This is a genomic window from Vibrio sp. ES.051 (genome assembly GCF_002563795.1).
Classification (GTDB): Bacteria; Pseudomonadota; Gammaproteobacteria; order Enterobacterales; family Vibrionaceae; genus Vibrio.
Window position 1 is genome coordinate 1,058,133 of record NZ_PDJL01000003.1, and the last position, 26,877, is coordinate 1,085,009.

Consider the following 26,877-nt stretch of genomic DNA (forward strand, 5'->3'; position numbering starts at 1 on the left):
CCTTTTTTGTTTAACTGTACTAATCAGTTTACGCAGCCGCTCGAGCAACTTCTTCTATTGGAAAGTGTTTGCTTGGCTCAACAAACTCTTGCTGAGCAACGATGGTCTGCAGTTCCCACTCACCCGCATGGTACGTTACACTCAGAACCCCGTAGCACGCGTCATGACAGTGTTGGAAAGCTTGTTTAGGAGACCAGCCTTTCAATAATCCAGTGGTGAAGATCGCCGAGATAAGGTCACCCACACCGACGGGTTGTTTGGCAAACTCAAACTGAGGACGCTTCGCAAGGTAAATGCCTTCTTGGGTTGCCAGCAGCATATTGAAGCTGCCGTTTTCTAGGCAGTAAAGGTGTTTCACAAGTACAACTTTTGGACCTTTCGCCAACGCACGTTGGCATGCCGTGATCGCATCGTCTAGCGAGTGGATTTCCATCTCAGCAAATTGACTTAGCTCGAATTGGTTCGGAACGATCACGTCTGCCATTGGCATCAAACGAGTCAGTAGGTTCTCAGCAATACCCGGAGCCACGATGCAGCCTTTATCTGGCGCGCCCATCACAGGGTCGCAAACGTAAAGTGCTTTTGGGTTGGCCTTTTTCACTTTCGTCACGGTTTCTTCGATAGCAAGACATTGTCCTGCACTACCTTGGTAGCCCGTTAACACCGCTTGGCATTTTTCCAAGACACCGATGTTGCCCAGACCACGAACCAACTCGCTGATGTCTTCAGCCGCAAACGCTCGCCCAGCCCAACCTTCTTGATACTGCGTGTGGTTAGAAAGTTGCACGGTATGAATCGGCCATACTTCGAAACCCATGCGCTGCATTGGGAAAACGGCACTGCTGTTACCAGCATGACCAAAAGAAACATGAGATTGTATAGAGAGGATACCTTGCATAGTACCTTACCTCTTATTGTTGTTATCGATAGTTCAAACACAGCGGCAAGCGCCAGTTTTGCCAAACCAGTAGTGTATCCGACAAACTATGATTCTCTAACTCAATTCTCGTCAATGCACAAATGCGGCTGAGTGATAAATTATGGCTCAAGAAAATTCTGTGTGAAGTCGAGTGTTTCTTTGGATGGTTTTTGCTTAGCAGACTGCGTAGCGGCTGGTTTTTCTGTAGTTACCGCTGTCATCTCTGGTTTTAAGTTCAAGTCCTGTGTACTTTCCCAAACGTGAGTCTCTTGTTTATGCTCATCATTTGGTACTTCGGTTAATTCATCCTCATCTGGAAAGTAAGCTTCACGTTTATAAACTTTGTTCAGTGCACGAATAATTGAGTGCTTTTTCACTCTTCCCGACGTCAACTTTCTTTGTAATGGTTTCGAGATGGATTGCAGCCCAACCACCACATCGACCCCAATGTTCCCCGCCACTTCATCGCGAAGCACTCGAGCTGGCTCGTACCCCATATTCGCAGAAAGAAAAAGCCACACGTAAGCAATCGCGTTACCCGTCTTCCCCGTATCTTTCCAAGCTTTACCCGCATGGTACATAGCTTCTGCGCTACCACCTTCTGCCGCGTTTTCAAGCCAATAACAGCCTTTAACCATACTTTTCTCGACACCCACGCCATTTAAGTAACATAAACCTACTTGAATTTTTCCGTCTGCACTGCCCTTCTCTGCCGCCTTTATAAACCAGTAAAGCGCATCAGCACGATGCCCAGCAGTGTTCTCTGGGGAAAGTAGCCATTCCCCCATATAAAGCATCGCATCTATGCAGCCTTCTTCTGCTGCCGTTTCAATCAATTGATGGCCTTTAGGTATGTTTTTTTCTATACCTCGGCCAAATACTAATGCTTTACCTGTGGCAAATTTTGCGTTGATGTCCCCTTCTAATCCCGCAATCGCGGTCAGCCAGAAGTTGGCTTGCTCTTTTAGGATGACATCTTCACGCATACGTTCACTAAGACGAACAATCCCGTACATGCCTGTGACGTTGTCCAACTTGGCCGCTTTATCATACCAATACAGCGCTTGTTTGATATTGTCGCGCTCTGCTTCTTTCGCTAAAAACAAAATGGTCGAGATATGTCCCGTCTCAGCTTTAAACTCGCGCTCTTTACGCTCTTGCTCACGCGCTTTTTGCATTGCCTTTCGGTATGCTGCTTTGCGCGCTTTCCTCTCTGCCTCGAGGCGTTGCTTACGCATCGACAACGAGATCATCCACACAAATATCAGGACGAGTGAAAGGCCAGTTGCCACAACGGCAATGCCCATACTACTCATAAATAGCCTCTTTTTTATTTCAGGGCCCAATTCACCCCTTCAAAAAGGAGCTTAAGGTTCCAATGCCAACATTGTGTCGACCGCCTGTATTATATAACGACCACTTGACCAAAATCTGAAGCCACAGCTCAATGGATGCAGTGATTTTATTCAATATCACTCTGACTTGTTTTTTATTGAAAAATATCACCATGTTTTTTATAGAACCTAATCACTGTTTTGAGGCTGAGGCACCCTCAGCCCCTATCCTCCTCCCTTACTCCTCCCATAACAATTTACATTTCAAAAGTGTGTTAAACATCTTGTTATACAATTGATTTGCTGTTTAATTTGTGAACAAAATCGATTGCGACAGAAAATTTGCACTTGTAAATAACTTAACCGCTCACTCTCACATTTTGCTGATGATTCCGTGTATTAGCATCTAGTTGAACATTTCCTTTTCGGCACCTTGCCTTTCTCGCGTGTGCGCAACCTTCTCACTGATTAAGTCAAAGAAGGCAGCTCACGACTTAACATCAATGCAATAACAATGGATTTGTAAACGTGAACAATAAAACATTTAAATTATCAGCAATTGCCAAAACCGTACTGCCTTTGATTTCCGTCGCGGTAATCAGCGGTTGCGGCAGTGATAGCACGAACGAAGATACGACGAACCCAAGCTCAGGCTTGTACCCTGCGGGAGAGAACGAGGTCGTCATTTATTACAAACGTGACGTTGCCGCAGCGTCAACCGCCAGCGACTACGACGGCTGGGGTTTGCACTTATGGAATGGCGAAGGCTGTACCAGCACTGACTTAGAAGCAATGGGGATTGCAGACGGGGGCACCCAATGGTCTTCGCCTCATCCATTCGATGGTATCAACGATACTTACGGCGCTTATTACGTGCTTAAAGTGAACCCTGATGCCTCTGACCCGCACGAGTGTATGAACTTCATTTTACACAACGGCGACGCTAAGGCCTTTGGCAGCGCAAATTCTAAAGTCGAGTTAACCAAAGTTGGCGAATCAAAAGGCTTATTTGGTTTCCACGGTAGCAGTGAGCTTTACTACGCACCTATCGAAGAGCGCCCTGTCGATATTGATGGCCAAAAAGCCCATTGGCTCGATGCCACAACCATCGCTTGGGAAGCGGCGGCCAATGCGGATTCCATGAAGCTGTTCTACAGCCTCAGCAACGACATCAAAATGGATGAAAATAAACAAATCACTGGCGGTACAACGGTTGAATTAACCAAAGCCGGCGGCTTATCGGATGCGCTTAAGTCTCGCTTCCGTCATCTCGCTGATATGCAAGCAGCCACCATCAATGTCGATGACAAAATACTGCGCAAGATCCTGAAATCACAAATAGTGATGGTGGCTTACAACACTGAAGGAAACGTTACTGCTGCTACAGAAGTACAAAAACCCGGCGTCTTAGATGCCGTATTCGCGGATAAAAGCGCAGGAAACGCGATGGGTCAAGAACTCGGTTTGATTGTAGAGGGCGGCGCTGCGACCTTCAAACTTTGGGCACCAACTGCTCAAGATGTTGATCTTATTATCTACGATGAGAATTTAGCAGAAGAAGCGACTGTGACGATGACAGAAGATCCGGCAACCGGTGTCTGGGTCTCTGAAGCACAAAGCAACGTCTTAAACAAATACTACCGTTACCAAGTCAAGGTTTACCACCCAACCACTGGTGTAGTCGAAACCCGCTTGGTAACCGACCCTTATTCACTAAGCTTGTCTAAGAACTCGCGATACTCGCAAGTGGTAGACCTCGATGACCCAAGTTTGAAACCTCAAGGTTGGGACAATATCGTGCGACCAACGGTTAAAAAAGACGAAGACCACGTCCTTTACGAATCACATCTTCGTGATTTCAGCTTTAATGACAGCAAAGGCACACCGACCCTAGACGGTAAATACCTTGCCCTTACAGAACCTGAGCGTGAATCTGTCTCCCACTTACAAGCGTTAAAGGATGCCGGTCTCACGACACTGCATATTCTACCAGCGTTTGATATTGCGACTGTGGATGAAGACGCCGAGAAACGAGTCGACATCACCGACACCGTCGGTAAGCTTTGTGGCATTAAGCCAGAAGCGTCTATCTGTGAGACAGAAGACGATGGCAAAGTGATTGAAGAGGTACTAAACAGCTACGATCCTACAACAGACTCAGCGCAAGCGTTGATGAACGACCTTCGTATGCTAGACAGTTTCAACTGGGGTTACGACCCATACCACTACACGGTGCCGGAAGGCAGTTACGCAACCGACCCAAACGGTGCTAAACGTATCCTTGAGTTCCGTGAAATGGTTCAAGCAACGCATAAAATGGATCTGAAACTGGTCATGGACGTGGTGTATAACCACACCAATGCCTCCGGTGTGAACGAAAAATCGGTACTGGATAAAATTGTCCCTGGGTACTATCACCGATTAAACGTCAACACTGGCGGCGTAGAAAACTCAACCTGTTGTGATAACACCGCAACCGAAAACTTAATGATGGGTAAACTAATGGTCGACTCATTAATGGTTTGGGCGGATGACTACAACGTTGATGGATTCCGTTTTGACCTTATGGGCCACCAGCCGAAAGATGTCATGGTCTACGCACTTGAAAAAGTCCGTGAGATCGACCCGAATACCTTGTTCTACGGCGAAGGTTGGGACTTCGGTGAAGTCGCGCAAAACGCTCGCTTCGATCAAGCAACACAAGTCAACATGGCGGGTACAGAAATCGGCACTTTCTCAGATCGTCTGCGTGACGCCGTTCGTGGCGGTAGCCCGTTTGATGGCGGTGTAGATTCTGAAGGTAAGCACCCACTTCGCTTCAACCAAGGCTTTGGTAACGCCGCTTATCCTAACGAAGAAACCAAAACTGACGCTGAATCTGTGAATGGTCGTCTACACAACCAAGACCTGGTTCGTCTAGGTATGGCTGGTAACTTAGCTGACTACGTTCTTCTGGATTATAAAGGTGACACAAAACTTGGTAAGAGCGTTGATTACAATGGTGCTCCAGCAGGCTACACAAAAGTACCATCAGAAAATATCTCTTATGTGTCTAAACATGATAACCAAACCCTGTGGGACAACAACGCCTACAAGATTGCGACAGGAATAAGTTCTGCTGAGCGCGCACGAATGCAGTCTGTATCCCTATCAACGGTGATGCTAGGTCAAGGTATTCCGTTCATTCACATGGGTTCTGAGCTATTGCGCTCTAAGTCAATGCAGCGTGACTCGTACGATTCTGGTGACTGGTTCAACCGTGTATTCTTCGATGGAAGCGACAATAACTGGAACGTTGGTCTGCCACGTGAAGACAAAGACGGTGCAAACTGGGCGTTGATCAAAACCATCGTGGGCGACACGACGGCGAAGCCTGACATGACCGACATTGAACTCACCAAGCAGCAATTTCTAGAATTGCTGAAAATCCGCAGCACAAGCGAACTGTTCCGCCTAGATACCGCGCAAGAAGTGATGAATCGTGTCGATTTCCGCAATGTAGGTCAAGATCAAACCGAAGGCTTGATTGTGATGTCTATTGATGATGGTACATCGGCTGGTACTGATCTCGACCCTAATTACGATGCTATCGTGGCCGTGGTGAACTCAACATCAACTGTGAAATCTTTTAACGTGGCTGGGGCGTCTGGTTTTGAACTTCATGCGGTTCAACAAAACTCGGCAGACCCTATCGTGAAAGACGCAAATTTCTCAGGCGAAACGTTCACAGTACCAGCACTGACAACAGCGGTATTCGTGCAGCCACAAGACGTCGCGCAAGGTGCGGGTCTGCCAGTAAATACGGATAACAAAGACGTATCGAGCATTCCTCCTTTCGGTGAAACCGTGGTTTACGTACAAGGCACCATGAATGATTGGTCAAACAGCAGCGACTGGGCGATGACCTTTATTGGCAACGGTATGTACTCTGTAACTGGCGTTCTTGAAGCAGGTGAACACGAGTTCAAGTTTGCGGACTCAGGCTGGGCAAATCCAAACATCGGTTGTGATGCTGCGGATTTAGCTTCTGGCTCACTAGACTTAGGCTCAGCGGATAACTGTAAGTTGTCTGTTTCTGAAACAGGTAAGTACAACTTCACTCTGAACGCGTTACATGTTCAAGATGAAAGCGTAGAAAAACCTGTACTATCTGTGACAAAAGCAGCCGATGCGCCAACGTTCGGTGAAACAGCACTTTACCTACGTGGCACTATCACCACATGGGATACTCCGGCGCAAGACTCCGCTGCGAAATTCAGCTATGTAGCAAATGACGTTTACTCGCTAGACATTGATCTAGCGGCGGGCAACGACGAGATGAAAGTGGCGAGCGCAGACTGGGCAGCAGACACCAACTTCGGCGGCGAAGGCAGTGTTGAGCTTGGTAAAGCGCTGACGATGGAAGTCGGTAGCGATAGCGCAAACTTAAAAATTGCGATTGCTGAAGCAGGAAACTACCACTTCCACTTCAACGCAGCAGAGAAAGCAGCGCCGGTGATTACGGTGACCAAGAACTAAGTTCGTCTAAAAAGACGTCCATAATAAAACGGGGAAGCACTGCGCTTTCCCTTTTTATATCTTACGTAGACGGCTTAGTGCCTGCAAAAACTGGTTCAAACATACTTTTTCGAGCGTTGTAGAAGATTCATAACCTTGGTTTAAAACGGCACTCGTGTTTGACCATTCTTCAATTCCCAACGGATTATCAAGCCATCACTGTTCATGCGAGTGTAAGTAACAACTCATGCTCGTTGCTGTTTTCCCGTTACAGGTTGTGAAGGTTGAATCAATAACTGACCACTACGTTGTCTCACCAATCGCCTTAAGGGTATTAAAGCTCAATGCAAAACAGGAAGCGTGAATAAAAAAACCAAGTGAGCGCTGATGGGGGGACAGCGACAACACTTGGTTTGTATATCTTAGAAGTGCCAGTTACTCAACGCAGTAATCAGCTCTTGAGATGAGTAGGTCAAGGCGTTATAGCAAAAAATCGACCTTGTAGCGGCGACATGGGGATCTGATATTGGCCATTCGTTGGGACTATTTTCTCGTCCGTGAGCAAGTCTACCAACTCACTACCGATACGCTCTTCTGAAAGAGTCACCGTTCTCACACCTTTTAAGGTGTTGAGCGCAAACAATACTCGCTCATCATCCGACTTTTTAAGGTCCACATAAGTGCCATTGCTCGATAACAAGTTCGTACGTGAGCCTTGATATAGTGCCGGGTGCTTGTCCCGCATCGTCATCAAAGATTTCACGTAGGCTTTGAGATCGGCTTGGTTTGCATCAAGTGTCGCCGTCACGCCTTCAATTTTAGCACTGCTGCGCGCCACGTGATCATCACAAAAACCTTGAATGGCGCAGGTGCTGTTGTCTACTTTTGCAGCAAAACCATCCACTTGATCCCCGATTTCATCGCCGTAGTACAGCGTGATTGGCCCGGTATACGCAGCCTGGAAGGCAAACGCAGCTTTATGGCGCAGCCAATATTCGGCATCATTCACATCCGCCAAGCTTCCGCGCTGCAACAAGTCACCAAAGCGCACTAAATCATGGTTGCCGATCATCAAATTCGGCTGCGCATGCGTTGGATATTGGTTGTGTGTGCTGTAGCCGTTGTCCAGCCAATCTACACCTCGACCACCCACGCTGCTCTCATTCACGGCTAATGTTTCTACGATGCGATAGCGCATTGGGAAGTCAAATGCAGAGCACAATGCCGGATCGCTGTTCGAGCCATACGCCTCATTCGCGATCTCAGACTCTCCTTTCCAAACCTCTGCCACCATGTAACCCAACGGATTCACTTGAGCGCCTTCACGATTGATGTACGTCACACTTTGCGAGGCTTCATCGACGGCTTTGCGAAGTTGCGTCCAAGCGTCTGTCGGAACTTGATAGGCTTGATCTAAACGCCAGCCGTCAATCTTGAGTTCTTTGACCCAATAGGTCGCCACTTCTTTGTAGAAATCGAGACTGGCCGGGTAATCAACGGGGTTGCTCGATCCCGAAGGCAACAAGCCGGAAGGTGAGGGTTTGATCAAGCCATCTTTGTGATGACCAAATACGCCATCAAAGAAGACGTACAAACCGCGTTTGTGCGCTTCTTCGACTAGAGTTTTCGCGGTCGCTAAATCACCAAGTTTTGGGTCGATCTTAAAGTAATCTGTCGCAAAGTAACCGGTGGCATCCAAACGATCCGCCCAGTGATCTTGTCCATCTATCACTTCTGATTCAAAAACTGGTGTCAGCCAAACCGCGTTCATCCCTAAATCTTGAATATAATCAAGTGAATCAATAATCCCTTGAAGGTCTCCACTGTGATGACTGGTGCCATAGCCCGTGCCGTGGCCGATAGACGAATCCCCATCGACAAAACTTTCTACCATGATCTGATAAGTGCGAAGTTGGTTGCTTTGCTCCATGACATTGGCTTGGCAAGCATAACTGGTATCCGGTAGCGGAGTGCTGCTATTACTATCACCACCAGAAGAATTACACGCAGATAAAGCCCCAATCACACTTAACGCAAGCAGCGATCGATACAGGCGATGGTTACGTCGAACGTTACGCATTTTATTCTCCCTAACTTACCCAAATTACGTACAAACATTTGAGTAATAAAATTAACCCCAACATGTATCCCATGTAGGGGTTAATAAATAAAAACAGATTTTAAATAACCGAATAGAATATTATTGGCACTTACTTACCATGACGTGAAGCGGTTTACCTTTTCCTTCAAATTGAAGGCTCCAGACATATTTCCCTTCTTCTTTAATATCAACCGAAGTATCAATACCGTAACCACCAAATGTTAGTGGCGTTAATTCACCAACATTCATTCGATTACCTTTTGCGGTAAATTGTGGGAACCACAATTCAGTCGCATATTGCATTTTATAAGAACCGGATTTTTCCTGCGTCACGACTTGATAAAAATTATTGCCTTTATACGTATATTGACGTTGTGGCACATGTTTCCAATCAGAATCAGCAAATGTGCCCACAACAAACAGAGGCTTAGAAATTGGTCCTTTCGCCGTACTATCTGGGTTGTCACACGCTTTCATGAAAGCAACCACTTCGTCTTGAGACATATTCACAACGGGCTCGGCGGCGGCTTCTGGTTCTGCCGTCGATTGACAACCCACTAAGGCAACAAGTAGGGCAGCAGCAAGAGAGGTTTTCATCATGTTCATTTCACGTAATTCCTTTTTAGTATATCCAAAGCAAAATAAACTCAACGATTGATAAAAATATCAATCGTGAACAACATGGAAACATCGAACACTAAATAAATATCTTCGACTTGCGAATTTAAATCACTTCGAGAGTTTTATTTATTTCCTAAGCATAAAAACATAAGTTAGGAAAAGTCATTAATTATTGATCTAATAAATATAAAAAACAAAGCAATAAAAATAGTTATGTGAATAAGGTAACTCTATGTAGGGGTATTTTTATTGGTTTATTTTTTATGAAAAAGGCCAACATTTTGCTGACCTTTTATATTCAATTATTTTTTATTTACGGCTTTCACAAACACTTGTTGTGCGTCTTCAATACCTAGCTCTTTTGCTTCATCGAGCAAGGTGAGTGCTTTCGGTATATTATTTTCAGCAACGGCCGCTTTAATTGAGCTGTGGTAGTAGCTAGTGAGCTCCGTACCTTGAGGTATGTTGTCGTTTTTCGCAACAATCTTGGTATTCACGATATCATTTGCGGATACCGACAAACGGAACTGACCCAATGGGCTGTGTTTCGCTAGTGGGTCTGCAATATCTGGCGGCTGGGTGTGGCGCGCCATGGCGAAGGCTTTTGCAGGATGCAAAACTTGCGTACTGCCTTTTAGATCAGAGGAAGTCGTGTAAATCAATACGTGCAGGTCATTACCTGTCATGTCTGGAATAACATTCAAATCAAGTACGAATTTATCGTTGTCCAACAGTTTAGCTGGCTCGTACTTAAACTTTGAAAAATCTGCTTGGTAAATAGTTTCTCCCGCCGAGTTCATCACTGCAACATTGGGAGCATAAAATTGAAGTTCTTTACTTACGAATGTCTCTAATTTGATATCGAGACTGCCACGATTGCCCGGAAGAGAAAACGCTGCAATAGCGCCAGCACTGTTGCCATCCAACAGCATTTGGCTTTTGTCAGTCAAAGCGAATTCAGTAACCACAGGTACATCAATTGGTACCCATTGAATATCACCCGATTGCGTGATCACTTGTTGCTGACCTTCTGGGCTCATCTCTACTTGTTCTACGGACGCACAACCAGTCGCCAACATGCCCAACAGTACGGGAGCAAGCCATTTTTTCATTACTGTCTACCTCGACTCTTTATTGTTTTTTAAATAAATACAGCCAGATAAGTTTCTGGCTGTATCATTCTAGGACAATTTAGGACTTAGTGGCTAGATGATTACCACCAAGCTTCCGCTTGTACACCGAATTGGAACGTATCGTCTGAACGACCGCCGTCAAATGCGTTTGAGTTGTCGTCTTTATCTGCAGTTAGGTAAGACGCGTAAACGCGGATTTCAGGACGCGCCCAGAAGCTAGAGCCAGCAGACCATGCTTGAGCAACAGTAAACTTGGTGTATGAGTCTGTAGCACCATCTTGGTCATCTGAGCCGTAACCAGCTTCAAAGATAGTTTTGTGGTTGTCATCCCATTTGTACATAGGGCGAACAACAACTGACATGGTCTCTAACTTATCCATGCTACTCCACATATCCTCACCTACTGCGTATACTAGTTGGTGACCCATTTCCCAGCTGTCACCCATGCCGATTACACCCCAGTTGATTAGGCGGTAACCTGAAGCGCCATCAGCAGCTTCTGCGCCGTACCAGTTACCACCACCATAGTATGCCATCGTTTTCGAGTAGCCTTCTGTACCGTACTGGATAGCCGTTTTGTTGAATCCAGAAGATAGACCTTGAGTTAGCTCAGCAGTTAGCATAACGCCATCTTGAGCTGCTTTTGCTCCAGCTGATGCATCGTCTGTCTCGTTGAGCATTGCGTAAGCCGCACCAAGCTCAAGCGAGCCATTTTCCCATACAGGAAGACCAGCATAGCGCACATCAAATGTATTTACGTTTACAGCTCCGCCATTGTTACCTTCATCTGGTGTATCACCATCAGGATTCCAAGGTGGAGTATCATTGCGGTCGTTACGTACCCATGCAAAAGATAGTTTGCCTGGGCCAGCTTCGATGTTCTCAATACCAGCACCTGCACCGGACATATCCCAGTAGTAGAAATCAGAGATATGGATGTCGTGACGTTGGTAGAAACGTTTACCTGCCCATAGAGTCGCTTCTGGCGCGAAATCTAGAATGCCTTTAGCTTGAACGTTGAACTGACGCAGCGCAAATTTAGCGTCATCATCTTCTGTTGACTCCCAGTCGTTAGAGCCGTTAGAGGTCATTGCTACCATTGAGTCTACATAGAACGTTTTACCGTTGTTGTTGTATACTTCTTTACCGAGTTGAATCTCACCATAAACATCGCTTTCATTACCCAAACGACCGATCTGATTCTTTTTAAAATCGATTTGTTGGCCACCGTCAGCGTTTACGCCAACGCCAGCACGCATGTAACCGTGAAAGTCCACTGCGAACGCAGAACCAGCAGCTAACGTTGCCGCCACAGCAGCAGCAATTGCACTTACTTTTTTCATTCTTAACTCCATTAAGGGTATTATTTATAATTCTGTCTTCCCTGCTCGCTCTCAAGGTGAATATAGGCAGTAAAAACACACCTAAAGAAGAGAGGTAAGATGGGAACGAGTCCCCGTTTGTTTCAACAGTTTTGAGATTACCCGAGACGCACAAGGATGACGTCCTCCGCCCCAAACTAATTTAGGGGGGATGAGAAAGGAGTAGAAAGTTTACCGAATGGTGTTTTTTCGAGTCAGATCACCAATCTGGGGAGGAATTAGTAAGTTATTCGGTTTTAGACCGCTACAAAGTGATAGCCATTTCATATTTTTGACGCTAAACCGTCATATAAAGTAATTAAATTACATGACTATTTTTATATTTAAGGTGGTTGACCTTAGTAAGACAAAGTCTTTAACTTATAGTTTCCTAAGGTAGTAATAAATTATTAAATAAAAGTATCTCTAATGACACGATTTCTCTCTCACCCCTACCCTTTGGGTGCAAGCGTCAATAAAGAAGGCTGTAACTTCTCTATTCACGCACCGGGTAACAAAGATATAAAACTCGCCTTGTTTGCCGACGATGGCAGTTACACGCTTCATGATTTGCCTAGCGAATACGCAGGCATACGTCATACTTTTATTCCGAATATCCAATCTGGACAGAAATACGCGTACCTTGTTTCTCATCAAGGGGAGCCATTATTGATTTCCGATCCTTATGCAAAGTCGATCGATAAAGCTCTCCATTATCATCCTCCTTATTCTCCAGCGAAAAGCTTTGATATGCCGAAATGCATTGTCATCGAGGATAATTTTGACTGGCAAGATACGGTTCATCCCCGTATCCCAAGAGAAGAAATGGTGTTATTTGAGACTCATGTAAAAGGTCTCACGCAGTTACACCCGGAAGTCGAAGACAAACTAAAAGGTCGTTATTTAGGCTTGGTGTCACCTCAAATGCTGGCCTTTTATAAGCAGCAAAATATCAACACGTTGCAATTGCTACCTGTCGCAGCCTGTATGTATGAACCTCACTTATTAGAAATGAAGAAGGTTAATTACTGGGGATACAACCCTTACCTTTTCATGGTGCCAGATCCGCGTTACGCAGAAAAAGACGCCGTTACAGAGCTGAAAGCGACGATTCGAGAACTGCACAAACACGGTATCGAGGTGATTCTCGATGTTGTGTATAACCACACCGCGGAAGGGGGGGAGGGACCAACAATTTTCAACCTCAAGGCGCTTGATGGTCGTTTTTATCTTAAACATGGTAATCACTTTGCCAATTACACTGGCTGCGGAAACACGGTGGATCTGACCTACCAACCCGCCTTAAACCTCGTAATGGACACGTTGCGTTATTGGGTCAGCGAATTCAAAATCGATGGTTTCCGTTTCGATTTAGCCGCCACTTTGGGCCGTCAGGGAGATGACTACAATTCTGAGGCGGCATTCTTCAAAGCCGTTGCTCAAGACCCTGTGCTGAGAGAAACCAAGCTGATTGCCGAACCGTGGGATATTGGGCCAAACGGCTATCAAGTCGGAAACTTTCCATTTGGTTGGAATGAATGTAACGACAAACTGCGTGATATTTCTCGCAGTTTCTGGCGTGGTGACCAAGGTTACTTAAAAGAATTTGCTACTCGTTTAATGGGCTCTCGCGACATTTATAGCGCTGCTAATTGGCCATATAAATTGACAGTGAATTACATTACGTATCATGACGGTTTCACGTTGCAAGATTTGGTGTCTTACAAACACAAACACAACGAAGCCAATGGCGAAGAAAACCGTGATGGGCATGGCGATAACCGTTCAGAGAACTACGGCGTAGAAGGCGAGACAGAAAACCTAATGATCATCGCCACGCGCGAAAAACAAAAACGTAACCTCATCGCCAGTTTGCTGTTTGCTTTTGGTATTCCTCATATTCTCACGGCGGATGTACTGTCTCACACCCAAGGTGGCAATAATAATGCCTACTGTCAGGATAACGAGACCAGTTGGCTAAACTGGGGGGAAACGGAGCGTAAAAAGCACTTTAAAACGTGGATGTCGCAAATGGTCACCAACCGAAATCAATACATGGTGCCATTTATTCGTGCTTTCAGCGGCGAGAACCGAAACAACAACCGTATTTTCTGGCGTCGTTCCGACGGGAGCCTCATGGAGCATGATGACTGGAACCGTTTAAGCTCTGTGGCGCTTCATCTTGGGATTGGCAAAAACGGGCAAGAATTGGTGTACCTCATCAACCAAACTAACGCGACCGCGCGCTTTAAATTACCAAGTGAGCACCATCAGGAGTGGGTAACGATCTGTGATACTAACGTGCGCAACTTAAACCCAGGTCATGCAGAGGGCGAAGTATTGCTCTCACCAACTTCGATGATGATTTTGCATTACCAGCCAAATCCCAACGAATGATGATTCTTTAAGGCCAAGAACCCGATGTAGATCCACTGCATCGGGTTTAACGCCTTGTCTACGTTACATCTCTTATCTGATGCTCGCTCTTAGGGCTCAAAAGCATCGAGCAACGAATAGTATGAAGATCCTACCACTCGCTTTATGTAGCAAGCCAGCAACTTTCTGACTGACTTTTTATTCCTCTCAATGTGAAGATAAGGCATGCATTGTTCTTTTTGGCGCATTTGGTGTTGTAAGCATGAATGAACCTCTGTATATTTATGAGCCATTACAGTATATGAACCAAACCAAAGAGAAGCACGATGACCACCTATCTCTACACGCGTTATTCCCCGCATAATCGAGCTTATCAAGAACACCTTGCTGCTTTGCAAGCTTTCGTGCCTGACGCACAGCATTTCGAGGATCAAGTGCGTGGCTGTATCCCCCCCTCTGAGCGAGAGGCCTTTCAACGGTTGATGAATACCGTTGAAACTGGCGATACCATCGTGATGTGGTGGTTAACCGTGTTTAGTCGTGACTTTAGCCAAGCACGTAAGACGATTAAAAGCCTATTGGATAAGGGCGTAACACTCACAACCGTGTGCGAACCACTGACGTTTGAACCTAATTCGATTCAAACCCAGACCCTACTTACTTTGCTATCTGGATACGGACAAATACAAACTCAACACCGTTTGTTTGCGGCCGAACAAGGGCGCAAAGCACTAAAGCAACAACCAGAAGTGTGGAAGAAAAAGTTTCGTGGCCGCCCAGCAAACAAGACCAAACATCAACATATTGCAACAATGCTACTGGAGGGCTACACGTTGCAAAGTGTCGCACAACAATGTGACGTTAGCCTCTCTACCGTGAAGCGAGTTAAAGCAAAGTTGCATGACGTAGATGATGAAGGCTGCCTCAGAACACGCAGACAAAAGGGACATGCCGATGGTGACCCATCATGAGTCACCCGATTAACTTTCGTTCTATCTTACTCGCCTGTCTGATTATCAGCGTCGGTCAGTTGAGCATGGGCCTTGTCATGCCTTCTCTTCCCTGGATAGCGAAAGACTTTTCTATTTCATTGGATCAAGCTCAGTTGCTCGTCAGTATCTACTTACTTGGTTTTGGTCCTTCACAATTCATTTATGGGCCCGTATCTGACGCGTTAGGTCGTAAAAAAGTCCTATTAACAGGTTTACTTATCGCGATGTCTGGCTTGTTGATGATCATTTTCTGGAGTCAAACTTTCACAGCGATGGTTTGGGGACGCTTCCTACAAGGCTTAGGAACCGGTTGCTGTGCAGTACTTGCCAGAGCCTCAACTCGAGATCGGTTTAGTGGTAATGACCTACCGGTTGCCATGTCATACATCGCCATGGCTGCGTCAATTACGCCTCTCATCGCCCCGGTAATAGGTGGCTTTATTAACTTCCATTTCGGCTGGAGTATGGTGTTTATATCACTGCTCGGCTACGTGGCACTTGCCTGGTTGATCATCGCCTTTCGTTTTACAGAAACCATCTCACACCGTTCAGCGATTCCTTCCCCCCGCCGTATGCTCCGTCAATATCGTGATTTACTCACCTCACGTTACTTCATGAGCTTTGCTAGCATCAGTTGGTTAAATTTCAGCTTGATGATCACAACAGTGTCCGTTATGCCGTTCATTATGCAAGACCAAATCGGTATGACTTCTGACCAGTACGCGATGTGGGCGTTAATTCCTGCTCTTGGGATGTTAGGCGGCACAACGATTTGTAACCGAGTTAGACCGATTATCGGCAATAAGAGAATGCTACTCTGTACTCCGGTTTTACACATTAGCGCTGCGTTATGGTTATTTTTCTGCCCACTTGAGCCGTTGTATTTAATGTTAGGGCAACTATTGATGATCCTAGGCAACGGCATTGCTCTCCCTTGTGCTCAAACCATGGTGATGCAGCCATACAAGAAACGAGCTGGTGCGGCAGCGGCCATGTCTGGTGGTGGACAAATGGTGGTGTCATCACTGGTGAGTTTGACGCTGGTGCAATTGGGCTTGAGTCAAGCGTGGCATCTATCGATAGTAATTGTGGTATTTACGGCGGTTACGCTTAGCAATATCTTAGGCGGTTTTGATGCAGAGGAGCCTGCTGAGCAATAGTATTAATCACAACAAGTTAGTGATCAGAAACGGCGTAGGGAAAGACTTGATAGTAAAACAGAAAATTTTGATAAGCAGGGATTTTTCATCAAAAAATCAATTAAGTTGAGGAGGGAATATCAAAGTGAAAGTAGAGGGAAGGTGAGGCTTACATCATAATAAAAGCAATGAGAAAGCTCACTTAGGGCTGAGTTATATATACGATTTATGCGACAACGTTAGGTTTTCTACTGATAATCAATAAATAGTAGATTTATTGGTTGTTGGTAAAGAAACGTTCGGCATTGGCAAACAAAGAGTCACAGTGTTTTTTTTGTTTAGTATACTCAGCAGTACCTTCTGGCATGGAAGCTAAGTTTTCTTTAGCATTATGATATTCTTTCACCATCTGTGCGAATCTTGCTTCACCGCCATTTTTCCACGCTTTTTGTCGAAGTTTTTCCTGTTTTTTATTCTTCTTCATTTTTGTTCCTCTTTTAACATCTTTTAAGATAAATAAACTATATCGCTATAACAACATTCTTAGACAGGCTATTTGCACCATCCAATTCGAAATCGAAAAATCACTGAATTCTAGGTTCGGCAACAGTAATGTCAGCACTATATCTTTACCGCTGAAATTTAATCACATCTCTATTTTTTGATTTATACTTATTTGTGGGTATTTATGTTGTGAAGGTAATCGTTTCAATTCAGCTAACGTGACATAACGTTGTCTAAATTACACCTCACCAGTATAAAAGCGAAAATAATACTTAACGTTTATATACAATGAGATTAAGTAGGTTTTATTTATAATGAAACGAATTAAATCAGAAACTTAACGACAAATACACAAGAGGCATTAGGAAATGTTGGAGATTTTCGAAGAGTGTTATAAATAGTTTTCACGCAGAAAGAAGTGGCGCAAGTGGTAAATATACCACTTGCGCCTACTTTAAATCTTATGCAGCTACAACATTTGAAGCTTGAAGACCTTTTTGACCTTGCTCTACTTCGAAAGTCACTTTTTGACCTTCTGTTAGAGTTTTAAAGCCTTCAGATGCAATAGCATTGAAATGAACGAATACGTCAGCACCGCCATTGTCTTGAGTAAGAAAACCGAAACCTTTAGTTTCGTTAAACCATTTTACAGAACCAGTTGTTTTGTTAGACATGTAGTGTCCCTTATAATTAATAAAATTAAATAGCTAAATTTTGCACTAGAAGCTTGAATTATTTAATGTATCTATGAAGTTAAGGGGAAACACTAAGGATTACAACGAGGAAATTCTGAGGGTTTTACTTTGACGACTTGATGTATCATTTAATAACTCTGAACAACAGAGCGAGTATTATAATCGTCTTTTAATAACCATAAGTAAAGGATTATTTTAATTTATTTTACTTTGGCGCTTTTCTGAGTACTTCCATCGCATTTGACCAAGCCCCAGTACGCACACAAACCACTTCCGCCGTTGGTTAGAGTTGTACGCCAGAACGAACAACACATCGCAATCATCGATATTGATTGGTGTCTACATAGTTTTACCGTAAGCGTGGGCGCGCATGAGTGGAATAATCAAGACTTTTCCATGAGTCAGCGATATTCCACTATTTCTAAAAACGTCCTCGTTTAAGCCCAACTCATAGAGGTTACTTCGCCGCAGCGCTCGTTACCTTACCCAACACACCACGAACTTTGCTCAATACCTGATCACATCCTTTAATATGATGACGCTGCTTCAAGTACATCGGATCGTTGTATGCCAGCCAAGTTTTTCCATCAACATCTTCATACACCAACACCTTCTGCGGCAAATCGAGCGCTACTCCTTGCGCACAGAGCATCAGTGGTGTGCCCACTTTCGGATTACCAAACACAATGACTTCGGTTGGCCTTAACGTCATATCCACTTTCGCGGCATTCTCTTGATGGTTGATACGAGTAAATACGTTCAAACCTTTTTCTTGCGCGATGGCAACAAACTTATCCGCCGTGTCCTTTACTGTATGCATACTCGCTATCTTTATCACGCCCTCACCTGCAAGCGCGCTCACAGATACCAACGCTGTTATCAACCCCATGATGATCACTTTTATCATTTGCCACTCCTTACTCTCTCTTTGATAGAAAACTATAGAAGCGAATTTCTGCTACCGCGAATTACATGACCGCAATCTAAATCAGAGTTGAACAATACGAATTAATTGGTTCAGATTAATAAAGCGTGAAATACGTAATATTTTCGACCCATTTAACTGGGAAAGAGAAAAGCAGCCACCACTTCATTTACAGCAAGTAAAACGTCTTAAGCCTGCAAGCACGTTCTGACTAATCTTTTATTGTACAAGTTAAAATGCGTTTACTTTTTCCTAATCTCAAAATGCTTCCCCATTACGCCTTCTAAGATTCCTTGAACAGTAGTCGCGCACTGTCTACAATGGCGCACTTTTGTTACGGAATCAGGTTATAAAATGAACGACACTGTAAAGCCAACCCTACCAGATCGCCTAGCGGGTAACTCACGTAGCCCATTTTTTGTAAAAGAATGCTTTGAGCACCAAATCGGTATCCAATTAAACGGCAAAGAACGTACAGACGTAGAAGAGTACTGTATCAGTGAAGGTTGGGTAAAAATCGCGTCTCCTAAAGCTAAAGACCGTTTCGGTAACCCAATGCTTATCAAACTAAAAGGCGAAGTATCAGCGTACTACGTGTAAGTTGACCACACAGAATCCAACGCTACAAGCTCGAGTCTCGCTCGAGCTTTTTAATGCCAGCCCCTCTCAACCCACTAATCCATACCTTATTCCTCTGAGTAAAATTGTCAGGAAGTCGATGTAAATCGCTATCTTTTTCAATTTGTTGTCTAGAATCTTATAGATAGAAAACTGCCAAAAGACACACATCAACTAGATGCAAGGAGAGGAAATGGAAAACTCACTTGTCGTACTCAAAAGTGCCAGCAAAAGCTTTATCGATGGCAAGGAGACACACCGTGTGCTGAACGATGTCGCCTTTACTCTTGCGAGCGGCGCAAGCGTGGCACTAACGGGAGCAAGTGGCAGCGGAAAAAGCACGCTACTCAATGTCATTGCAGGCTTCGAACCTCTCTCAAGTGGTGAGTTATGGCTAGATGGAGAAAACACGGCGATTTGGAAAGACCCGCAATGGAGTCGCTTTCGCCATCAAACGCTCGGTGTCATCTTCCAACAATTCAATCTGTTAACTCCGTTAAACGTCAAACAGAACATTGTCTTTCCACTTCATTTGAATCAGCAAAAGTGGAATGAATGGTGTGACTATTTGGTGGCAACGCTAGACATCAACGCTCTACTCGATAGACATGTCTCCACACTTTCTGGCGGTCAACAGCAGCGCGTTGCTATCGCTAGAGCATTAGCCCACCAACCCAAACTGTTGTTAGCCGATGAACCGACCGGCAACCTCGACCAAAAAGCCGGATTGGAGGTAATGAGATTACTGAGCGAAATCACGACCCAAGGAAAAACCGCGGTTCTGCTCGTCACTCATAGTCCAAAATGTGCCGAATTTATGCAAACTCAATTCCACCTTAAAAATGGTCATCTAGGTCGTGAGCAAGAAACACGCAACCGCGAGCTGCGCCATGATTAAAACTAGATTCATCCACACCAAGCTAGCACTGAATTTGTTTGCCTCACATTATCGGCAAGCGCCACTGCAAGCTGCAGCGATTTTGATTGGTATCGTGCTAGCAGTGACATTATTTGTCGCGGTGCAAGCCATCAACCTCAATGCTAAACGCAGTTATACCGAATCTACTGAGCAGCTTAGTGTGCAAGCACAAAACCTCATTATTCCACCAGCAGGGCAGAACTACTTACCTGAATCACTCTACTTGTCCTCAAGGCAGAATGGGTTAAGTGCCTCATTGCCAATAATTGAAGGGCGAGTCAGGGATGGGCAAGGTCGCCGCTGGTCAGTACAAGGCAGTGAATTGATAGCGGCACTCACCTCCAGATCTCGCTACTCCACCGATAACCAACAAAATGTCTCTCTGTTTAATAACGCCTTGCCTCTGCCTCAACTATTGGCTGGTGAACCGATTGTGATGATGAGTCAGTCCCAACACCAAAACCTTGGTGCAGCGGAAACTCTGACTCTGGATGAAATCAAAACAAAAGTCGTTGTGCTGCCAGATGAGTGGCAACTGGGCAGTCGAATGTTGATGGACATTGGCTTCGCCCAGCAGCTCCTTAACAAACGTGGACAGCTGAGCTATATCGCCGTTTTTGAATCGGATTCCGCTTCAGCGAAGAAATGGAAAAAGTTGATTGGCGATCAAGGGCAATGGATAACCAACAATCAAAGTGCAGACCTTGGTTCTTTGACCGAAAGCTTTCATCTCAACCTGACTGCTATGAGTTTGCTGGCGTTTTTGGTTGGCCTGTTCATCGCCTACAATGGCGTGAAGTACAGCTTGCTCAAACGTAATCGACTGTTAGTGCAAATCCAGCAAGCAGGTATGACGCCCAGAGTTATCTTCTCTGCATTGCTAGTTGAACTCGCCATTCTGGTGACGTTTGGTGCTTCACTTGGTTTCGTGTTAGGCATACAGCTCAGCCATTGGCTACACCCAACGGTTGCGCTTACGCTTGAGCAACTTTATGGTGCCACTCTGCTCCCAGGAACATGGCAGTGGCAATGGTGGGCACAAGCGCTATTGCTCACTTTAGCCGCGACTTTGCTCGCTTGTTGGCAGCACTTTAAGCAGCGAGTCCGTCAGCCGCTCTCTTCTCATGGCGGCTTTTATCAAGCGCCAGAAACATCCAACGAAAATCAACTGTTTGTAATTGGCCTTGTGCTCACCGTGCTAGCAATGGCAGGTTTGTGGTTGAGTGAGCATCATAGATTCACCATGGCATGGCTTGGTGTGTTGGTGGTCTCAATTCCTTTGTATCTACCGAAAACCCTCAGCGTATTAACCCATTGGAGCGAACAACACAGCACATCAGGGTTGGTGCAATACCTGTTTGCTGAGCTACGTGAACTGATTTCTCCACTCTCGCTCGCCATGATGGCATTGTTGCTTGCGGTCACCGCAAACATGGGCATGAACACTCTAGTCGGCAGTTTTGAATCGACCTTAAATCAATGGTTAGCACAAAGGCTGCATGCGGATATTTACGTCAGTCCTTCACAAGGTGACATCGCAAACGTTGAGCGCGCTCTGGAGCAGTTCGACAACGTTGAGACCGTTTACAAGCAGTATTATGTCGATGATAACTTGCAAGGTTTACCGGTCCAGCTTGGTACTAAAGATAAAGACACCCTAGAGCAAACAATGGTGTTTCAATCGCATCTTCCTCAATTCTGGCAACGCTTTTATCAAGGTGAATTCGTCGCGATTAGTGAACCCACGGCCGTGAAGCTTGATTTATCACTTGGCAGTGCATTAAAACTCGACGGACTACAAAACAACACGCTGATTGTTGGCGCTATTTTCCACGACTATGGCTCTCCTAATGGTGAAATATTGCTTGCTCCTAAACTGTGGCGAGAGAGCGGCTTTACTAACTTACCGACGAGCCTTGGGATTAAAGTCTCTGGCGATCAGGAGAAAGTGTACAACCAGCTACGTCAGCAATTGAACTTGCACCCAAGTCAGCTATACGACCAAGCGCAAATCAAATCCATCGCTTTAGACATCTTCTCACAAACTTTTGCCATCACCCGTGCACTCAATGGCGTGACTTTAATGGTGGCCGTGATTGGTTTGTTCAGCGCCTGCTTTATGTTGCTTGACGCGCGTAAAGCTGCGATTGCAAGGCTGTATGCACTTGGCGTGAACCGCCAAAAATTAATGACCATGGTTGTTGGACAAATCGTGGCTTTGGTCAGCTTCACTCTGGTTATCGCCCTACCCCTTGGTGCCATGGTGGGTTATGTATTGACGGATATCGTCACCTTGCGCGCCTTTGGGTGGAGCTTGAATTACCTGTGGAACTGGAGTGACGCCTTAAGTATTGTCGCCATCACCATTTTGGTTGCGGTCATGGCTACCTTGCTTCCACTATGGCGCTTGGTGAGCAAACCCGTCGTTTCCAGCTTACAGAGTGAGGTATTGTGATGAATGTTCTAATTAGAATTTTCACTGTTATCTTCTGCGCTTTTTCCCTTTTTGCATGCGATGAACCACAACCGCAAAACATGGGGACGTTATTAGGTGGCAGTGAAGCACGCACCGAGCGCGAACAATTCACCCCCGTAATAAAGGGAGTTAAGCTCGCCTTCCCAGCCGACCATCAAGCACATCACGATTTTCGCCATGAATGGTGGTATTTAACCGCTAACTTGACCGATGAAGTAGGCAATCCACTTGGTGTGCAATGGACACAGTTCCGCTTCGCCGCCGCACCGAAAAACCGTGACAGCGAGGCCAAGAAAACCGTATGGCAAAGCCAGCAAATCTACATGGCACACAGCGCCGTAACCACTCCAGACAAACACTACGCCGATGAAAAATGGTCTCGGGCTCAAGCCGACCTTGCTGGTGTGGACGCCTCTCCATTTCGTGTTTATCTTGATGATTGGCAATGGACGTCTTCTACTGAAGATCTTTTCCCTGCCACGCTCAACGTTAACTCCGACCAATTTGGCTACTCACTCACGCTAACCAGTGATGCGCCTTACCACAAACAAGGCGAGCAAGGCTACAGCGCCAAAAGTGCCGATGGTCAGGTCGCGTCGTATTACTACAGCCAGCCGTTTATTGATGTTACAGGCGAAGTCACTATGGATGGTAAAACTCATCGGGTATCGGGCCAAGGCTGGCTAGACAGAGAATGGAGCTCGCAGTTCTTGCTCGACTCACAACAAGGCTGGGATTGGTTTGCGTTAAGGCTAAGCGATGAAACCCGCTTAGTGGTCTTCCAACTTCGTGATTCAAAAACCGGACAAGCGAGTTACTCACACGCAAGATTGATGCGTCAAGAGGGGACGGGAACCGCCATTCCACAAAGTGATATCAGCTTGCAGACCACCACGCATACAAAAATTCAAGACCGTGATTACCCAACCGAATGGTACCTTTCAATTCCAAGCCAACAAGTTGAGCTCACTATCTCGGCGCTGAATCCAAAAGCCAAAATGCCATTGTCAGTCCCTTACTGGGAAGGGCCCGTGATCATTAAGGGGTCTCATTTCGGTACTGGCTATATCGAGCTGACTGGCTATTGAACAACACCTATCAACACCAGCTGCAAACCTCGGCATTCCCTATCCCAAAAGATAGGAATTAGCTATCAATAGGATAGCTACAAGTGATTTTATTTAAACTCAACTGGATGCGAATATACTTTCCGAAAGCAAAGAACTGCTCACCCTAAACATTTTGAGGAAAGTAAAAAATGATTAATACACAAATCAAACCATTTACAGCAACTGCATTTAAAAACGGCGAATTCGTTGAAGTAACAGAACAAGATGTTCTCGGTAAATGGGCGGTATTCTTCTTCTACCCAGCAGACTTCACATTCGTATGTCCGACAGAACTAGGTGACCTAGCAGACCAGTACGAAGAGCTACAAAAACGCGGCGTTGAAGTGTACTCAGTATCAACTGACACACACTTCACTCACAAAGCTTGGCACGATAGCTCAGACACCATCGGCAAAATCCAGTACTACATGCTTGGCGACCAAACAGGCAACATCACCAACAACTTCGGTGTGATGCGTGAAGGCCAAGGTCTTGCAGACCGTGCAACGTTCCTAATCGACCCAGAAGGTACTATCCAAGCAATGGAAATCACTGCTGAAGGTATCGGTCGTGACGCAGAAGACCTACTACGTAAAGTGAAAGCCGCTCAGTACGTAGCCGCGCACCCAGGTGAAGTATGTCCAGCAAAATGGAAAGAAGGTGAAGAGACACTCGCGCCTTCTCTAGACCTAGTCGGCAAAATCTAATCCCGATTCGACAACGCTGATCCAATCTACAAATAGAAATTAATTAAGAGAGCACTCTGGGTAGGTACCTTGACGACCTTCTGCCCGGATTGCTCTCCCTCTACTGATTTTATCCAGAGTAACCATTTAAATTAAGGCATTAACAATGATGTTAGACCAAGCTATCCAACAACAACTCAAACAATATCTGGCTAATGTAAAAGAAGACGTGCGTCTTGTGGTTAGTCTAGATGAAAGCAAAGCATCGAATGACATTCTTGCTCTTGCGAACCAAATCGCAGAGATGAGCGACTTCATCACCGTTGAACGTGACGACAACGCAAGCGCACGTAAACCAGTAATGGCGGTCACCAACCCAGTAAAAGGCACCGCACTTCGCTTTGCTGGCCTACCAATGGGGCATGAATTTACCTCACTGGTATTGGCACTGCTGCACTCTGGTGGTCACCCAATCAAACTAGAGCCGGAAGTGATTGAACAAATCGCCGCGCTAGATAAAGAGTTGGAAGTTGAAGTGTTCATTTCTCTGTCGTGCCAAAACTGTCCAGATGTGGTTCAGGCGTTCAACATGATGGCGGCGATCAACCCGAAAGTGAAAGCCACCATGATCGACGGCGCACTATTCCAAGATGAGGTGAAGCAACGCGACATCATGGCGGTACCAAGCGTATTCGTGAACGGTGAGCTATTCGGTCAAGGTCGTATGTCTCTGACTGAAATCCTCAACAAAGTCGATGACGGCGCGAGCGAGAAGGCTGCCAAAGCACTCAGCGAAAAAGACCCATACGACGTACTGGTGGTCGGCGGTGGCCCTGGTGGTAGCGCGGCTGCATTGTACGCAGCGCGTAAAGGCATTCGCACGGGTGTCGTAGCAAAACGTTTCGGTGGTCAGGTGATGGACACCATGGCAATCGAGAACTTCATTTCGGTAAAACGCACTGAAGGTCCCAAGCTAACAACAGACCTAGCCGAGCATCTAAAAGAATACGACGTAGACGTGGTGACTGAGCAACAAGCTGAGAAACTAATGGGCGCAGCGCACACAGACGATGGCTTGATTCACATCCAACTTGAAAGCGGCGCAACGCTAAAGAGTAAGAGCGTCATCTTAAGCCCAGGAGCACGCTGGCGTGAAATGAACGTTCCGGGCGAGCAAGCGTACCGCAACAAAGGCGTCGCATACTGCCCACACTGTGACGGACCGCTATTCAAAGGCAAGAAAACCGCGGTTATCGGTGGCGGTAATTCCGGCATCGAAGCGGCTATCGATTTAGCAGGTATTGTTGAGCATGTAACCGTGCTTGAATTTGCTGACGTACTGCGCGCAGACCAAGTATTGATTGATAAAGCGAACTCACTACCCAACGTCGACATCATCACGATGGCGCAAACCACCGAAGTGGTCGGTGATGGCCAACGCGTAACAAGCTTGAAATACAAAGACCGCAACACAGATGACATCAAAGAGATTGAACTGTCAGGTATCTTTGTCCAAATCGGTCTGGTGCCAAACACCGAATGGCTAAAAGATTCAGAAGTAGCCCTATCTGAGCGCGGCGAGATTGAAGTCGGTAGCCGTGGTGAAACCAGCCTAGAAGGTGTCTTCGCAGCCGGTGACGCAACCACAGTACCATACAAGCAGATCATCATTGCGATGGGGGAAGGTGCAAAAGCAAGCTTAGGCGCATTTGATTACCTAATTCGCAAACAAGATTAACGCCAGATTTTTGTACACAAAGCGCACAGCGCGGTGTTTTCTTCCCCTGAAAACCCACCGAGACACCGTGCCTCCATACGTGACCGGAAATAGAGTGACAAGAAAGAAAACAAAACCCTAGAAGCCCAAAAACTTTGCCAGCAGATATCTTTGCTGGCTTTTTTGGTTTTAAGGCTGAGTATTTGTGAATCACAGCTGGATAAAAACACGCGACAAAACCACTATCCGTATTGACTTTGTTATTCGCATAGCGGATAAGCACATGTGAAATTTCAACGTTAAACGGTATTTATCATGAGAAAGTTCATTCAGGCACTGCTTCTACTGGCAGTTGTAGCCGCTGGTGTGTTGGCTTGGGTATTTATCCCATCACACGAAACCATAGGGCAGAAAACGCTTGAGCAAGCGCTCAGTGATCACTACACGTTGGTAGGGCATCGAATCTACTCAACCGACCCTGATGCAGGCAACCGATTCGGCTACTTCATCTTGGCGACAGGCCAAAACATTGAAGAGCAAACGCCGTTCTTAGTCACATCGGATCAATTTATTCGCATGGAAAAAACGGGTGACAATACCTTGTCTGCCACCATCAATGGCCGTATCTACCAATACCACAATGATTTATGGGTACAAACGTCAGACGGGAAATTGCAGCACTTTTTAGTTAGCGCTACCGCCAACTACGTTCGCTAAAGCCAGCATGGCAATCCTGACTCAAACAGGTACAATCC

General features: G+C 45.7%; 20 protein-coding genes. 11 read left to right on the top strand and 9 right to left on the bottom strand.

Annotated features, from left to right (window positions below):
* Positions 1 to 28 precede the first annotated feature (28 nt).
* Positions 29 to 898, bottom strand: a complete 870-nt coding sequence (gene pdxY / locus ATG66_RS05540) for a pyridoxal kinase PdxY (protein WP_098414351.1) — start codon at positions 896 to 898, stop codon at positions 29 to 31.
* A 140-nt stretch (positions 899 to 1,038) separates the two neighbouring features.
* On the bottom strand, positions 1,039 to 2,235 hold the full coding sequence (locus ATG66_RS05545; protein ID WP_098414352.1) for a tetratricopeptide repeat protein: 1,197 nt from the start codon (positions 2,233 to 2,235) through the stop codon (positions 1,039 to 1,041).
* A gap of 546 nt (positions 2,236 to 2,781) precedes the next feature.
* Between ATG66_RS05545 and pulA the strand changes: the two genes are divergently transcribed.
* Positions 2,782 to 6,771 (top strand): pullulanase-type alpha-1,6-glucosidase, encoded by a 3,990-nt coding sequence (pulA, locus tag ATG66_RS05550; protein WP_098414353.1) that lies wholly within the window; start codon positions 2,782 to 2,784, stop codon positions 6,769 to 6,771.
* A 451-nt stretch (positions 6,772 to 7,222) separates the two neighbouring features.
* On the opposite strand, the gene ATG66_RS05555 is transcribed toward pulA, so the two are convergent.
* The 4 genes from ATG66_RS05555 to ATG66_RS05570 all read right to left on the bottom strand — a co-directional run bounded on the left by ATG66_RS05555 (position 7,223) and on the right by ATG66_RS05570 (position 11,948).
* On the bottom strand, positions 7,223 to 8,830 hold the full coding sequence (locus ATG66_RS05555; protein ID WP_098414354.1) for an alpha-amylase family glycosyl hydrolase: 1,608 nt from the start codon (positions 8,828 to 8,830) through the stop codon (positions 7,223 to 7,225).
* 120 nt (positions 8,831 to 8,950) lie between these two features.
* Positions 8,951 to 9,457: a glycosidase gene (locus ATG66_RS05560; protein ID WP_098414355.1), complete on the bottom strand. Its 507-nt coding sequence runs from the start codon at positions 9,455 to 9,457 to the stop codon at positions 8,951 to 8,953.
* 317 nt (positions 9,458 to 9,774) lie between these two features.
* Complete coding sequence (locus tag ATG66_RS05565) at positions 9,775 to 10,584, bottom strand: MalM family protein (RefSeq protein ID WP_098414356.1); 810 nt, start codon at positions 10,582 to 10,584, stop codon at positions 9,775 to 9,777.
* A gap of 101 nt (positions 10,585 to 10,685) precedes the next feature.
* On the bottom strand, positions 10,686 to 11,948 hold the full coding sequence (locus ATG66_RS05570; RefSeq protein ID WP_098414357.1) for a maltoporin: 1,263 nt from the start codon (positions 11,946 to 11,948) through the stop codon (positions 10,686 to 10,688).
* Positions 11,949 to 12,395: 447 nt separating this feature from the next.
* Between ATG66_RS05570 and glgX the strand changes: the two genes are divergently transcribed.
* The 3 genes from glgX (at position 12,396) to ATG66_RS05585 (ending at position 16,494) form a co-directional block, all read left to right on the top strand.
* Positions 12,396 to 14,363, top strand: a complete 1,968-nt coding sequence (gene glgX, locus ATG66_RS05575) for a glycogen debranching protein GlgX (RefSeq protein ID WP_098414358.1) — start codon at positions 12,396 to 12,398, stop codon at positions 14,361 to 14,363.
* Between the two features lie 305 nt (positions 14,364 to 14,668).
* The gene (locus ATG66_RS05580; protein WP_098414359.1) at positions 14,669 to 15,313 is read left to right on the top strand and encodes a recombinase family protein; all 645 of its coding nucleotides are present in this window, start codon (positions 14,669 to 14,671) and stop codon (positions 15,311 to 15,313) included.
* Positions 15,310 to 16,494 carry a multidrug effflux MFS transporter gene (locus tag ATG66_RS05585; protein ID WP_098414360.1) on the top strand — a complete coding sequence of 395 codons (1,185 nt, stop codon included), beginning with the start codon at positions 15,310 to 15,312 and terminating at the stop codon, positions 16,492 to 16,494. Before ATG66_RS05580 ends, ATG66_RS05585 begins: the two co-directional genes overlap by 4 nt.
* Before the next feature lie 253 nt (positions 16,495 to 16,747).
* Here ATG66_RS05585 and ATG66_RS05590 read toward each other — a convergent pair whose 3' ends face one another.
* From ATG66_RS05590 to ATG66_RS05600, 3 genes are all read right to left on the bottom strand, one after another.
* Positions 16,748 to 16,957, bottom strand: coding sequence for a hypothetical protein (locus tag ATG66_RS05590; protein WP_098414361.1), 210 nt, complete (start codon positions 16,955 to 16,957; stop codon positions 16,748 to 16,750).
* A gap of 481 nt (positions 16,958 to 17,438) precedes the next feature.
* Complete coding sequence (gene cspE / locus ATG66_RS05595) at positions 17,439 to 17,651, bottom strand: transcription antiterminator/RNA stability regulator CspE (protein WP_098414362.1); 213 nt, start codon at positions 17,649 to 17,651, stop codon at positions 17,439 to 17,441.
* Between the two features lie 478 nt (positions 17,652 to 18,129).
* Positions 18,130 to 18,579: a DUF302 domain-containing protein gene (locus tag ATG66_RS05600; RefSeq protein ID WP_098414363.1), complete on the bottom strand. Its 450-nt coding sequence runs from the start codon at positions 18,577 to 18,579 to the stop codon at positions 18,130 to 18,132.
* A gap of 372 nt (positions 18,580 to 18,951) precedes the next feature.
* Between ATG66_RS05600 and ATG66_RS05605 the strand changes: the two genes are divergently transcribed.
* From ATG66_RS05605 to ATG66_RS05640, 7 genes are all read left to right on the top strand, one after another.
* Entirely contained in the window at positions 18,952 to 19,197 is a 246-nt protein-coding gene (locus ATG66_RS05605) for a DUF3297 family protein (RefSeq protein WP_098414364.1), read from the top strand.
* 211 nt (positions 19,198 to 19,408) lie between these two features.
* On the top strand, positions 19,409 to 20,113 hold the full coding sequence (locus ATG66_RS05610; protein ID WP_098414365.1) for an ABC transporter ATP-binding protein: 705 nt from the start codon (positions 19,409 to 19,411) through the stop codon (positions 20,111 to 20,113).
* Positions 20,106 to 22,589: an ABC transporter permease gene (locus ATG66_RS05615; RefSeq protein WP_098414366.1), complete on the top strand. Its 2,484-nt coding sequence runs from the start codon at positions 20,106 to 20,108 to the stop codon at positions 22,587 to 22,589. The genes ATG66_RS05610 and ATG66_RS05615 overlap by 8 nt, the downstream gene beginning before the upstream one ends.
* A complete protein-coding gene (locus tag ATG66_RS05620; RefSeq protein ID WP_098414367.1) occupies positions 22,589 to 23,698 on the top strand; it encodes a lipocalin-like domain-containing protein in 1,110 nt (369 codons plus the stop codon). The genes ATG66_RS05615 and ATG66_RS05620 overlap by 1 nt, the downstream gene beginning before the upstream one ends.
* A 170-nt stretch (positions 23,699 to 23,868) precedes the next feature.
* Positions 23,869 to 24,426, top strand: coding sequence for an alkyl hydroperoxide reductase subunit C (ahpC, locus tag ATG66_RS05625; RefSeq protein ID WP_098414368.1), 558 nt, complete (start codon positions 23,869 to 23,871; stop codon positions 24,424 to 24,426).
* Positions 24,427 to 24,574: 148 nt separating this feature from the next.
* The gene (ahpF, locus tag ATG66_RS05630) at positions 24,575 to 26,143 is read left to right on the top strand and encodes an alkyl hydroperoxide reductase subunit F (protein ID WP_098414529.1); all 1,569 of its coding nucleotides are present in this window, start codon (positions 24,575 to 24,577) and stop codon (positions 26,141 to 26,143) included.
* Positions 26,144 to 26,437: 294 nt separating this feature from the next.
* Complete coding sequence (locus ATG66_RS05640; protein WP_179885597.1) at positions 26,438 to 26,839, top strand: hypothetical protein; 402 nt, start codon at positions 26,438 to 26,440, stop codon at positions 26,837 to 26,839.
* Positions 26,840 to 26,877 lie beyond the last annotated feature (38 nt).